Consider the following 13,089-nt stretch of genomic DNA (forward strand, 5'->3'; position numbering starts at 1 on the left):
ACAAGGTAGCCGTATCGGAAGGTGCGGCTGGATCACCTCCTTTTAAGGACCGCAAAAGCGGTTTTAAGTCTAAGCCGGCGGAAACGTCGGTTGGCAGATATGCCTTGAAATATCCCCTACGGAAGGGTTAAAAATCCAAAACCAAGAACGCTTGCCGTTTCTTGTTCAGTCTATTCTAAACTACGGTGAAACGCGAAATCCCCCGATAGATCGGGGATTTTTTTATTTTATTGACGGATCGTATTTTTTGTGGTATTCCGTTTTCGGAAGAGAGATATCTTATATAGGATAGAGCGCGGCAATTACGCGCGCTTCTATTTTTATGGTAGAAAAAAGCCGCGTGATCTCACGCGACTTGTTCTTAAAGGTCATCCGCGTCCTGTTCGGGCTCGGAAGTGCCGTCCGAGGGCGCGCCCGTGTAAGAGCCGCCCTTATCGAACTTGCTTTTGATCCGTCCGAGGGCGTTTTTCGCTTTTGCGAAAGTCTTTTCGAAAAAGCCCATTTCAGCCGATCCTTTCGTTTGCGTTTTGCTCGGGGAATTCTCTGTCCACTCTGCCTTTCTTGCGGAAGATGAAGTAGATGAGCCACGCGCCCGCCACGCCTACGAGGATATAGACGATCCTTGCCGCGATCTGGCTACCGAACGTGATCCAGCCAACGAGGTTAAAGCCGCAAATCCCGATCACAAACCAGTTTATCGCGCCGATAATGGTGATGATTAAAGCAATTAAAGTGATCATTGTTACTCTCCTTTGAGCTTATGCTCCGAGAATAGCATACGCAAAAAGGAAAGGATTATACGGAACCTTTCGCGGAACTCGATAAAAGGGGATTTTTCGTCAGTACAGATAAGGGTAGGCGAAGAGATTCGGAACGTGCGTAAAGGACAGGGTCTCGAATTCGCCCGCAAGCGCGGTCGCGATGCATTCGTACTTCTTGCGGATCGGAGTGTTCGGAGCGAGGAAGTCGGGCGCGAACGTCAAAGTCGCGACGAGGGACGCCGTCTCCGCCGCGTCTTCCATAACGGTCTTTCTCGAATAGGAAGAGAGGAAGCAGCTGTTCGACGCGCCGTATTCGCCGCTGACGCCGTACACGCGTTCGGTCGATCCGTAGGAAGAGTAGGAAAGCCCGAAATTATAGGATTTCAGCTTCGATTCGAAGGCGGAGCGCGCCGAGGAAGTGAAATTATAATGGAAAACGTGCGTAAATTCGTGCAGCATAATGTTGAAGTATCCGCTGTAAAGGACGCCGCGGATCTCGGTGTTGAAGGTCGCGAACCAGACGCGATTCGCGTCGCTCGTCAAACCGAGGATCGTGCTGCCCGAACCGGACGTTATGGATTTCGCAAAGTAGATCGAGACCGTCTTCCCGCTGATAAAATCGATCTCGCGCCAGCAGTTTTTCGGCATTTGCGAGAGCGTGTAGGCAAGGAAATTCGCCTGCCGCATCAGTTCGACGGGGTCGGTCTGGATTTCCATATTGTAGCGTTTGCTTGGGCGCAACGTCTTATAAGGATTATAGAGAGCGGTTCCGTAATACAGCCCGATGCCGTAAAACCGCGCGAGTTTGTCCGTGATATCCGCGATTTCGTCTTGGATCTTTTGCGTGCGGGAAAGGACGCGTCCCGAGGCGTTTTCGCCGTTATAACCCGTGATGCGCGCCGCGTCGATCGCCGGAACGGGTTTGCCGTTCGGTCCGTTTCTTCCGTCCGCGCCCGCAGTCGCCGTTACGTTTTGCCCCGCAAGCGCGGCGATCGAACCGGCTTTGCCGCCTTTTCCGCCCGCGCCCGCGTTGCCGGGAACCGCCGAGACGGAAGATAAGATATCCACGGCGTGCGCGCGGATCGCCGCGCCGCTGTCGCCGCCTGCGCCGCCGTTGCCGCCCGCGCCCGAAACGTAGGTCAAAACGGTTTCGTCATATTCCGCGTCCGCGCCGTTGCCGCCCGCGAGCCCGTCCGTTCCGTCGCCCGCGATCGCCGTCAGCGAGCCGCTCCCCGAGAAGGAGAGGTCGAAGCCCGCGATCGCCGTCCCGCCCGCGCTTCCGTTATGGCCGCTTACGCCCGAGCGTTTGACCGCGATCTGCGATGCGTAAGAATAGTTCGCGCGCCAGACGCCGTCTATGATTTCTCCCGAATTATCCAAATAAAACGGAGAATCCGCGCGAACGAGATTCGCGCCTTCGAGGATGATTTCCGTCTTGCCGTTCGAGCCGAGATCGAGGACGGTGCCGCCGAGCCCGAAGGTGGCTTTCGTCCCGAAATTGACGAGCGTGACCGTTCGTTGATCCGCGTTTCGGAAGTAGAAGAAAAGGTTTTCGTAAAGGGTGTCTTCCGTCCCTTGATATCTGCCCTCGATCACGAGGTCTTTGACTTCGCTCGGGACGACGACGGTGATCCCACCCGCTTTTTTCGCTTCGGGAAGAACCATCCAAATACATTCGTTTTCGTCGTACGTTGCGAGCGAAACGCTTTGCCAAGAAGAGTACGCGCGGCGAGAATAGCGCCCGCTGACGGTCAAAACGATCTCGTTGGAGCGCGTCCCGTCCAAGGCTTCCGCGACGATGCGGACGACGCCTCTGCCCACGCCGTCTTTGACGGTGACGAGGTCGCCGGAGATCGTGACGAGGTCTTCGCCTTCGGTCGCGAGATAGGAAACGCCTCCGTGATAGGTCGCGGGTAGGATCTCGGTGGAAAGGGATATCGTTTCTCCGCATTTCAAGTAAGACGCGCTTCCCGAGTACAGGAGTTCCACGCTTTCCACGCCCGTTCTTTCGACGACGTAGGTAACGGTGGAGTAGGCGTCTTCGCCCGCTTCCAAGAGGAAGACGATCTCTTCGCCGTCCTCGACGTCCGAATAGACTGTGAATTCCGTTCCCTGACGCCATTCGACGCTTTCGATCCCCTGAACGAGGGAGATCTTAACGCCGGCGGGGTCGGCTTCTTCGGGGAAGACGGTAAAGGAAAAGCTGCGGGTCTCGCCCGGGCGAACGCCCGTCTTCCCGCCGTTTGCGCGAATGGAGCGGATCGCGGGGCGATCCACGGTATAGGTCTCTTCCTCAGAAAGCGCGCCGCAGGTCGCGCGAAGGGTGATCTCTTCTTTCAATTGCGCCGATTCGAGGACGGAAAGGACGCCGCGCTCTGCGTCGAACGAGGCGATTTCCTGCCCCTTAACGACGGAAACGACGATGGGAAAACTTGCGTTTTCCGGCTCCTTTACGATCAAAACGGAGAGATTTTTCCCCGGAAGGCAGGTGCTTCCGTCCGAAGAGAAAAGGATTTTCTTGGGTTGGATCGTCGAGATCCGAACGGTCTTTTCTTCGCTTCGGATCCCGCCCGCCGTCGCGCGGAGGACGATCTCTTCGCCGAAATCCGCGCTTGCGGAAACGGTCAAATCCGCGCCGCTGATCGACGCGCTTCCCGAAACGAGCTCGTACAGGACGGAGACGTTACCCGCGCCGCTCGGCTCGATCCGAGCGGAAAGGGCGATCGTTTCGCCGGCTTCCGCGGTCTCGGGGGCGACGAGTTCCACCTTTTCGACGGGGGACGCCGCCACGCGGCATTTCGTTTCCGCGAATAAAGAGCCGACTTCGGCGCGAAGGGTAAATTCTCCGCCGGGGGTCGCCGATTCTTTGATCTTGACTTTCCCGTCCGCGATCGAAGCGAGTTCTTCCCCTTGCGTGATCGAGAGAACGTAATCTTTTTCGGAGTAAACTTTGACTTTGCGTTCCGCGCCCGAAAAAACGAGGGCGGGTTCCGCGACCGAGCCGGGCGACAGATCCCCTTCCAAAGTAAGGGAAAGCGTGACCTTGCCGTCGCAGGCGAAAAAGACCGCCGTCAGGCAGAGAATAAGGGCGAATAAAAGGCATATCGCAGCCGAAAGTCGCTTTCCGCTCGGTTTCATACGGATTTATTATACAACAAAGCACTTTATCTTTGGTAGAAATATTAAGAAGAATTATTCCGAGAAGGCTCCTCGCGCATACTTGCGCCGCGCGTCCGCTTATGGTACAATACTTTCAAGCGGCGATCGCGCCGCGAAAAGGAGAAAAAATGAACGAGTTCAGCGTGTATGCGTATTGCGGGTTCGATCTGACGGCGGAAGAAAGGTTCAAAAAGATCAAGGAAGCGGGGTTTGACAAGACCGCCGTTTGGTGCCACACGGATTTTAACACGAACAGCGGTATTTCGGAGTACGAGCAATTCAAATACCTGCGCGAGCAAGGGTTAAAACTCTCTTACGCGCATTGCCCGATCAAGTACGCGCCTTATCTCGCCAACAAATATTACGGAGCGAAAGAAGCGGTCAAAACGCATAAAATTTACGTCAAAGACGCGAAAGAACAGGGAGTGGAGATCGTCGTGGCGCACCTTCCCGAAGTCACGCCCGCCGTCATCGATAACGTCGGAGAAATCGCGGAATTCGCGGCGGGACAAGGCGTCAAAATCGCTTTCGAAAACCTCGTCGGGGATAAGCCGTTCGACGAACTTTTCCGTGCCGTAAAGGATGCGTATTTTTGCTACGATACCTGTCACGCGCTGATGTTCGGAGACGAAGACGGGCAGATGGCGGAGCGTTACGCGGATCGCTTGATCGCGACCCATCTTTCGGACGGAGACGGCAAAAAAGACTGCCATTTTATGCTCGGAAAAGGCGTTTTCAACTTCTCCGCGCTTGCGGAAAAGCTCAAAAAACTCGGATATAAAGGCGATTATACGCTCGAAGCTTTCCAAACACCGGAATATACGGATATTTCGGACTTTTTGTCCGATGGAAAGGCGCGTTTGGAGCAAATTTTCGGTTAAGAAAGCCGTTTTGGGGCGATTTTTCTCAAAATGCCCTAAAATTCTTGCATTTTACTATTGATAAAGGCGGGTTGTTGTGATATAATTACGATAACCCATTTTATTTTGGAGGAACTTATGTCGGAAAATCTTGATTATCCTTCTTATTTATTTCACGCCGGGACGAACTACGAGAGCTATAAACTCTTCTGCCCGCAACCGACTTCCGTCGGAAAAGAGCGCGGATATACCTTCCGCCTGTGGGCGCCTTTCGCAAGAAGCGTATCCGTCGTCGGCGATTTTAACGGCTGGGATCCCAATGCGAACGTGATGCACCGCTGCACGGGCGATTTCTTCGAGGCGTTTTTGACGACCCCGAAGGTCTACGATCGCTATAAATACGCGGTCACGCAGGCGGACGGCAACGTCGTCTACAAAGCGGACCCCTTCGCGCTCCACACCGAAACGCCCCCGGGCAACTGCTCCAAGATCTATAAATTCCGCCACAAGTGGAAAGACGCGGAGTATATGGCGCGCCGCGAGAACTACTCGCCCTATAACGCGCCGATCAATATCTACGAAGTCCACCTCGGCTCTTGGCGCCGCCACGAGGACGGGAACGTCTATTCCTATAAAGACCTCGCGAAGACCCTCGTTCCCTACGTCAAGCAAATGGGATATACGCACGTCGAATTTATGCCCGTGACCGAATATCCGTTCGACGGCAGCTGGGGCTATCAGGTCACCGGTATGTTCGCGCCGACTTCGCGCTACGGCACGCCGGACGACTTTATGGAGCTTATCGACGCTTTCCACCGCGCCGGCATCGGCGTCATCGTGGACTGGGTCCCCGCGCACTTCCCGAAAGACGAGTACGGTCTGTACAAGTTCGATGGAACGTTCCAATACGAATATCAGAGCGAGAAAAAGCGCGAGCATAAAGAGTGGGGCACCGTCGTCTACGATTACGGCAAGCCGCAGGTCAGAAGCTTTTTGATCTCTTCCGCGATGTTCTGGTTCGACCTCTATCACGTCGACGGAATCCGTATGGACGCGGTCGCGAGCATGCTCTATCTCGACTATGCGCGCCAAGGCGGCGACTGGGAGAGAAACTGCTTCGGCGGCAACTACAACCTCGAAGCGATCGACTTTTTGAAGCAGCTCAACAGCGCCGTTCTTTCCAAGCATAAAGGCGGTTTGATGATCGCGGAAGAATCCACGGCGTTCCCGAAGGTCACGAAGCCGCCGTATATGGACGGGCTCGGATTCAACTTCAAGTGGAATATGGGCTGGATGAACGACACGCTGCGTTACGTCTCCGAAGATCCTTTCTTCCGTCAATATAAGCACGGTTGCATGACCTTCTCCCTTATGTACGCTTTCAGCGAAAACTTCATTTTGCCCCTTTCTCACGACGAAGTGGTCCACGGAAAAGGCTCGCTCATCAATAAGATGGCGGGCGATTACGACGAGAAGTTCAAGAGCCTCAAAACCTATTTCGGCTATATGATGGCACACCCCGGAAAGAAACTTCTGTTTATGGGCGGCGAGTTTGCGCAGTTCGCGGAATGGAAGTATTATCAAGGGCTCGATTGGATGCTTCTCGACTATCCGGCGCATAAAAATATGCAGACCTACGTCAAGGCTTTGAATGAATTCTATAAGAGAGAACCCGCGTTCTTCGAGTGCGATACGTCGTACGACGGATTCCGCTGGGCGGTCGTGGACGACAACACCCAGAACATTTTCGCCTTCAACCGCATCGCGGCGAACGGCGACTCGATCCTTTGCGTCTTCAATATGTCGCCGATCACGCGTTATAACTATAAGATCGGCGTTCGCGAGAAGGGCAGATATAACGTCGTTTTGGACAGCGAGAGCAAGAAGTTCGGCGGTCCCAACGACAAATTCGGCGTGACCGCGCAAGTCGGCGAGTGCCACGGCGAAAAGTTCTATCTCGAAATGCATATCCCCGCATATAGCGCGACTTTCTTCAAAAAGAGCGCGCCGAGAAAAAAGAAGGAGAATAAAGAATGAATTCGCGAAACAAGAAAGAGTGTGTGGCAATGCTCCTCGCGGGCGGGCAGGGAACGCGTCTCGGCGTCCTGACGCACGACGTGGCGAAGCCGGCGGTACCGTTCGGCGGGAAATACCGCATCATTGACTTTCCGCTTTCCAACTGCGTTAATTCCGATATCGACACGATCGGCGTTTTGACGCAGTATCAGCCTTTTGAACTCAACCAGTATATCGGAAACGGACAGCCGTGGGACCTTGACCGCTTGACCGGCGGCGCTTACGTTCTCCCGCCGTACGTCAAGGGAAAAGAGGGCGAATGGTATAAAGGGACGGCGAACGCGATCTATCAAAACATTAACTTCATCGACCGCTTCAATCCCGAGTACGTCATCGTCCTTTCCGGCGATCATATCTATAAGATGGACTACGACAAGATGCTCCGCGCGCATAAAGAGAAAGCCGCGGATTGCACGATCGCCGTTATCAACGTCACTTTGGAAGAAGCCACGCGCTTCGGCATTATGAACACGGATGAGAACGACCGTATTTACGAGTTCGAAGAGAAGCCGAAGCAACCGAAAAGCACGAACGCTTCCATGGGAATCTACGTCTTTACTTGGAGCGTGTTGCGTCGCTATTTGATCGACGACGAGAACAACCCGAATTCTCAAAACGATTTCGGGAAGAACGTCATTCCGGGAATGCTCGCCGACGGGCTCAAACTGTACGCCTATCGGTTCAGCGGCTACTGGAAGGACGTCGGGACGATTTCCAGCCTTTGGGAAGCGAATATGGATCTTTTGAATCCCGCGAGCGGCTTGAACCTAAACGATTCTTCTTGGAAGATCTACGCGCGTAACAGCGCGGAACCGCCTCATTTCGCGGCGGGCTCCGCGGAGATCGTCTCTTCGATCGTTTCCGAGGGCGCGATGATCTTCGGCAGCGTCAAGAGAAGCGTGATCTCTCACGGCGCGTATATCGGGCTCGGCGCTTCCGTCGAAGACTCCGTCATCCTTCCCGGCGCGACCGTCAAAGCGGGCGCCGTGATCCGCCACGCGATCGTCGCGGAAGGCGCGGTCGTCGGAGAGGGCGCGAAGATCGGAGAAAAACAAAAAGGACCCGTCAAAGGCGAATGGCAGATCGCCGTCGTCGGACCGGGCGCGAAGATCGCTCCGTCCGTCGTCGTCGCTCCCGCCGAAATGGTCAAGGAGGGCAAATAAATGAACGACGTAATGGGTGTCATTTTCGCAAGCGATAACGAAAACAAGCTCAACGAGCTTACGATCCACAGGACGACCGCTTCCCTTCCTTTCTGCGGAAGATACAGGCTGATCGACTTTGCGCTCAGCAATTTCGTGAATGCGGGCATCACGCAGATCGGCATCGTGACGAGGAGTAACTATTCCTCTCTTATGGACCATATAAGAATGGGTCGCGATTGGGATCTGAACCGTAAAAACGGCGGACTTTCCGTCTTCCCGCCTTTCGTCTTGAATTCTTCGAGAGAAATGTACAAAGGGAAGATCGAGGCGATCTATTCGATCCAAGGCTTTATTCGCCGTTCGCAGGAATCCTACGTCCTCCTCTCGAACAGCAATATCGCGATGAATATCGATTACGACGAAGTCTTTAAGGCGCACGCCGAATCGGGCGCGGACGTGACGATGCTCGTCCACCGCGCGAAGACGACGACGAGCCGCCGTCTCGTCGTGGAAGAGGACGCGGGCGAAGTAAAGGATCTTTACTTCTCGCAGACGCCGTCTTCCGAAGAAAAGACCCTCGGATTGAACGTATATCTCATCAAAAAAGACCTGCTCCTGTCTCTCGTCGAGCACGAGTACGCGCGCGGTCACGTCGACTTCGAGAAAGACATTTTGATGAAGCAACTCGGCGCGTTGAAGATCAACGCTTTTATGGTGAAGCGTCACGCCGCGATCGTGGACGACGTCCGCACTTACTATAACGAAAGTATGGAAGCGCTCGATCCGCAGGTTCGCGAAGACCTGTTCTACGGCGGCAGCGTTATCTACACGAAGGTCAAGGACAGCGTTCCTACGATCTATAAGGAGAACGCCGCCGTTAAAAACAGCTTGATCGCCGACGGTTGCGAGATCGACGGTTTGGTCGAAAACAGCATTTTGTTCCGTGGCGTCAAGGTGGCGCGCGGTGCGGAAGTCAGGAATTCCATCGTTATGGAAGACGGAAGAATTATGGAAAACGCTTCCGTTTGTTATGCGATCACGGATAAGAACGTAACGATCAGTTCGGGCAGAACGATCAGCGGTTACGAGAGTTATCCCGTCGTCATTGTAAAGGATAAAACGGTATGATTGAAAAGGAGATTGATATGAATAAAATGAAAAAGAGAAACGCAAAGGCGAAGGGCAAGCCCCGTCAGCCGAGAAAGAGGACGGGCGTCTTATTCGTTACGTCCGAAGCGGCTCCGTTCATCAGGACGGGCGGTCTCGGAGACGTCGCGGGAGCGCTCCCGCAGGCTCTCGTGAAAGAAGGACTCGACGTGCGCGTCGTGCTTCCTCTCTATTCCGACATTCCGGATAAACTTCGCCAGACGCTGAGCTTCGTGACCTATACCTACGTTCCGCTCGCTTGGAGAAACCAATACTGCGGCGTGTACGAGGGCGAAGCGAACGGCGTCAAGTATTACTTCATCGATAACGAGTACTATTTCAAGCGCGGCGGCTTGTACGGCCACTATGACGACGGAGAGCGTTTCGCGTTCTTCTCCAAAGCCGTCCTCGAAATGTTAATGCTGATCGACTTCCGTCCCGCCGTCATTCATTGCAACGACTGGCAGACCGCGCTCGTTCCGGTCTTCCTCGATTGCTTCTATCGCGGGAATTCCATCTATGCGGATATCAAGACGGTGTACAGCATCCATAATATCGAGTTCCAAGGTCAGTACGACAGCCACATGGCGAGCGACGTCCTCGGGATTCCCGAATCGCGCCGCCAGCTTTTGGAGTATGCGGGCGCCTGCAACTATATGAAGGGCGGTATCGAATGCTCCGACCGCGTGACGACCGTCAGCCCGACCTACGCCGGCGAGATCATGGACAGCTATTACGCCTACGGTTTGGAAGACATTCTTCGCAACCGCGCGTATAAGATCAGCGGGATCATCAACGGCATCGACGTCGCGGATTACGATCCGAAGACGGATAAAGCTTTGTTCGCTCCCTATTCCGTCGTGGATCTCAGCGGAAAAGAGGTCAACAAGGAGGCCTTCCTGCGCTTGATTTCGTTGCAGTACGTCAAGACGCGCCCCTTGATCGCGATGATCACGAGGCTTACTTCGCAAAAGGGCTTGGATCTCGTCCTCGCCGTCGCGGAAGAGCTTCTTTCCGCCGACGTGCAGCTCGTCGTCCTCGGAATGGGCGATTGGAAGTACGAGACCCGCCTCAAAGATCTCGAACATCGCTTCGGAAACAAACTTCGCGTCATCATCAATTTCAGCCGCGACCTCGCCAGCAAGCTTTACGCCGCGTCGGATATTTTCCTGATGCCGTCCAAGTTCGAGCCCTGCGGTCTCTCGCAGATGATCGCGATGCGTTACGGTTCGGTCCCCGTCGTCCGCGAAACGGGCGGCTTGAAGGACACGGTCGAACCCTTCAACCCCGAGACGAAGACGGGCGTCGGTTACACGTTCAAGACCTTCAACGCGCAGGATATGCTTTGGGCGATCTGGCGCGCGGTGGACGCGTACTACAACAACAAAGAGGATTGGAATATCGTCATGAAAAACGGTATGACCCGCGATTTCAGTTGGTCGAATTCGGCGAAACGTTACGCGGAACTTTATAAATCATTGATTAAATAAGACAGGAGAAGGAAGAAAGGTGCTTGCATGAAAAACTACACTGAAAAAGAATTACAACAATTGATCGAGGCGCAAGTCGAAAAACAGCAGGGTATTTCCGCGAAAGACGCGACCAACGCGCAAATGTACGAAGCGGTTTGTATGGTCGTCAGAAACATCTTGACGCGCCAGAGAGTGGAATTCAAAAACAAGATCCACAACGGGAAATATAAGCAGGTTTATTATATGTCGATGGAGTTTTTGCCGGGAAGATCCCTCAAAAACCACCTCTTCAATATTAAACTCACCGACAAGATGCGCGGCGCGCTCAAAAACCTCGGCTACGATCTCGACGTGATCGAAGAGATCGAACCGGACGCGGGTCTCGGAAACGGCGGTCTCGGTCGCCTCGCTTCGGCGTATATGGACGCGTTGACCAGCGAAAGCTATCCGGCTTGCGGCTTCTCGATCAAGTACGATTACGGTATTTTCCAGCAGAAAGTCGTCGACGGTTGGCAGGTCGAAATGCCCGACCGTTGGCTTGAAAAAGGCGACGTTTGGCTCGCTCCGCGCCCCGAAGAGACCTTCGAAGTCCATTTCGGCGGCAGAGTGGAAGAGACTTGGACGGACGGAAACCTCAAAGTCGAGCTCAAAAACTACACGCCGATCCTCGCGCTTGCTTACGATATGCATATCTCGGGTTACGATACCGACGCGGTCAACCGCATCCGCCTTTGGAGCGCGAAATCCCCGATGGATTTCGATATGCACCTCTTCAACCAAGGCGAATACCTGAAAGCTTCGGAAAACAAAGCGCTTGCGGAGTCCATCTCCAAGGTCCTCTATCCCGCGGATAACAACGTCGAAGGGAAAATGCTTCGTTTGAAACAGCAATATTTCTTCGTTTCGGCGTCCATTCAATCCATCGTGAAGAACCATCTGCGCCACAATCCGAACCTCGATAACCTCGCGGATCTCGTCGCGATCCACATCAACGACACGCACCCGACGCTCTGCATCCCCGAGCTTATGCGTATTTTGATCGACGAATACGGCTACGGTTGGGAAAAGGCGTGGGATATCGTCCGCAACACCGTTTCCTACACCAACCACACGGTTATGGCGGAAGCGTTGGAAAAATGGCCGCAAAACCTCGTCGAGCAGCAGCTCCCGCGTATCTATCAGCTCATCACGGAAATGAACCGCCGTTACTGCATCGAGCTTTGGGAAGCCTTCCCGAACGATTGGGACAAGGTCAGCAAAGCCGCGATCATGGCGTACGGTGAGATCCGTATGGCGAACCTTTGCCTGTATGCGTCCCACACGATCAACGGCGTTTCCGCGCTGCACAGCGACATTTTGAAGAAAGACGTCTTCAACGACATCTATAAATTGACGCCCGCGCGCTTTACGAACGTCACGAACGGCATCACGCACCGCCGTTGGCTCGCCGAAGCGAACCCGCTTCTTTCCGATTATATCAAGACCTTGATCGGCGATAAGTTCATCAAAGACGCGGATCTCTCCGGTCTTATGAAGTTCACCGGCGACAAGACCGTCCTGAATAAGCTCGCCGAGATCAAAAAGGCGAATAAGGAAGTCCTTGCGAAGTACATTTACGACAATAACGGCGTAAAGGTCAGCACGGACAGCATCTTCGACGTCCAAGTCAAGAGGTTGCACGAGTATAAGAGACAGCTTTTGAACGCGCTTCACATTCTCGATCTCTATCTCGACCTCAAAGAGAATCCCGATATGGAGATGAAGCCCCGCACCTTTATTTTCAGCGCGAAAGCGGCTTCGAGCTATTACGTCGCGAAACTCATCATTCGCTTGATCTACACGATGGGCAACGTGATCAATAACGACCCCGATATCAAAGATAAGATCAAGGTCGTCTTCCTCGAAAACTATCGCGTTTCTCTCGCCGAGATCATTATGCCGGCTTCCGAAGTAAGCGAGCAGATCTCGATCGCGGGTAAAGAGGCGTCCGGTACCGGCAATATGAAGTTTATGATTAACGGCGCGGTCACCCTCGGAACGATGGACGGCGCGAACGTCGAGATTTTCGAGCACGTCGGCGCGGATAACATCTTTATCTTCGGTCTTTCTTCGGACGAAGTCCATTCGCTGTATCAAGGCGGCTACGAGCCGACGGCGTACTACCGCAATAACTATCGCATCCGCAGAGTCATCGATATGCTCAGAAACGGCATCGGCGGCGTCAGCTTCAAGGAGCTTGCGGATCTCTTGACGATCGGTCGCGGCGGCATGGCGGATCCCTATATGTGCCTCGCCGACTTCGACAGCTACTCCGACGCGCAAAAGAAACTCGAAGCGACCTATAATCAACCTCTCGTCTGGAACAAGATGAGCCTTGTGAATATCGCGCAATCCGGTTTCTTCGCCGCGGATCGCGCCGTCAAAGAGTACGGCGACAGGATCTGGCATTTGAGACCCGTTAAATAAGCAA

9 protein-coding genes are annotated in these 13,089 nt (G+C 54.0%); 6 read left to right on the forward strand and 3 right to left on the reverse strand.

Going from position 1 to position 13,089, the window contains the following annotated elements; genetic code table 11:
- Nucleotides 1–361 precede the first annotated feature (361 nt).
- The 3 genes from K5753_02115 to K5753_02125 form a co-directional block, all read right to left on the reverse strand.
- The gene (locus tag K5753_02115) at nt 362–502 is read right to left on the reverse strand and encodes a hypothetical protein (protein ID MCR4725996.1); all 141 of its coding nucleotides are present in this window, start codon (nt 500–502) and stop codon (nt 362–364) included.
- Between the two features lies 1 nt (nt 503).
- Complete coding sequence (locus K5753_02120) at nt 504–740, reverse strand: DUF378 domain-containing protein (GenBank protein ID MCR4725997.1); 237 nt, start codon at nt 738–740, stop codon at nt 504–506.
- 99 nt (nt 741–839) lie between these two features.
- A complete protein-coding gene (locus K5753_02125; protein MCR4725998.1) occupies nt 840–3,899 on the reverse strand; it encodes a hypothetical protein in 3,060 nt (1,019 codons plus the stop codon).
- 149 nt (nt 3,900–4,048) lie between these two features.
- Between K5753_02125 and K5753_02130 the strand changes: the two genes are divergently transcribed.
- The 6 genes from K5753_02130 (at nt 4,049) to K5753_02155 (ending at nt 13,085) form a co-directional block, all read left to right on the forward strand.
- Entirely contained in the window at nt 4,049–4,801 is a 753-nt protein-coding gene (locus tag K5753_02130; GenBank protein MCR4725999.1) for a sugar phosphate isomerase/epimerase, read from the forward strand.
- A gap of 117 nt (nt 4,802–4,918) precedes the next feature.
- Nucleotides 4,919–6,817 carry a 1,4-alpha-glucan branching protein GlgB gene (gene glgB, locus K5753_02135; GenBank protein MCR4726000.1) on the forward strand — a complete coding sequence of 633 codons (1,899 nt, stop codon included), beginning with the start codon at nt 4,919–4,921 and terminating at the stop codon, nt 6,815–6,817.
- Entirely contained in the window at nt 6,814–8,019 is a 1,206-nt protein-coding gene (locus K5753_02140) for a glucose-1-phosphate adenylyltransferase (protein ID MCR4726001.1), read from the forward strand. The genes glgB and K5753_02140 overlap by 4 nt, the downstream gene beginning before the upstream one ends.
- Entirely contained in the window at nt 8,020–9,129 is a 1,110-nt protein-coding gene (glgD, locus tag K5753_02145; GenBank protein MCR4726002.1) for a glucose-1-phosphate adenylyltransferase subunit GlgD, read from the forward strand. It abuts the gene before it with no gap.
- Nucleotides 9,130–9,155: 26 nt separating this feature from the next.
- Nucleotides 9,156–10,637 (forward strand): glycogen synthase GlgA, encoded by a 1,482-nt coding sequence (gene glgA / locus K5753_02150; GenBank protein ID MCR4726003.1) that lies wholly within the window; start codon nt 9,156–9,158, stop codon nt 10,635–10,637.
- 27 nt (nt 10,638–10,664) lie between these two features.
- Complete coding sequence (locus tag K5753_02155; protein MCR4726004.1) at nt 10,665–13,085, forward strand: glycogen/starch/alpha-glucan phosphorylase; 2,421 nt, start codon at nt 10,665–10,667, stop codon at nt 13,083–13,085.
- Nucleotides 13,086–13,089: the final 4 nt, after the last annotated feature.

Source organism: Clostridia bacterium (genome assembly GCA_024685775.1).
In the GTDB taxonomy this organism is placed as follows: Bacteria; Bacillota; Clostridia; order Christensenellales; family CAG-1252; genus CAG-1252.

Bases quoted from the DNA above. Each gene is read 5' to 3' on its own strand.
- K5753_02130 (MCR4725999.1), top strand. From the start codon at position 4,049: ATGAACGAGTTCAGCGTGTATGCGTATTGCGGGTTCGATCTGACGGCG.
- K5753_02125 (MCR4725998.1), bottom strand. From the start codon at position 3,899: ATGAAACCGAGCGGAAAGCGACTTTCGGCTGCGATATGCCTTTTATTC.
- glgB (MCR4726000.1), top strand. From the start codon at position 4,919: ATGTCGGAAAATCTTGATTATCCTTCTTATTTATTTCACGCCGGGACG.
- K5753_02115 (MCR4725996.1), bottom strand. From the start codon at position 502: ATGGGCTTTTTCGAAAAGACTTTCGCAAAAGCGAAAAACGCCCTCGGA.
- K5753_02140 (MCR4726001.1), top strand. From the start codon at position 6,814: ATGAATTCGCGAAACAAGAAAGAGTGTGTGGCAATGCTCCTCGCGGGC.
- glgD (MCR4726002.1), top strand. From the start codon at position 8,020: ATGAACGACGTAATGGGTGTCATTTTCGCAAGCGATAACGAAAACAAG.
- K5753_02120 (MCR4725997.1), bottom strand. From the start codon at position 740: ATGATCACTTTAATTGCTTTAATCATCACCATTATCGGCGCGATAAAC.
- K5753_02155 (MCR4726004.1), top strand. From the start codon at position 10,665: ATGAAAAACTACACTGAAAAAGAATTACAACAATTGATCGAGGCGCAA.
- glgA (MCR4726003.1), top strand. From the start codon at position 9,156: ATGAAAAAGAGAAACGCAAAGGCGAAGGGCAAGCCCCGTCAGCCGAGA.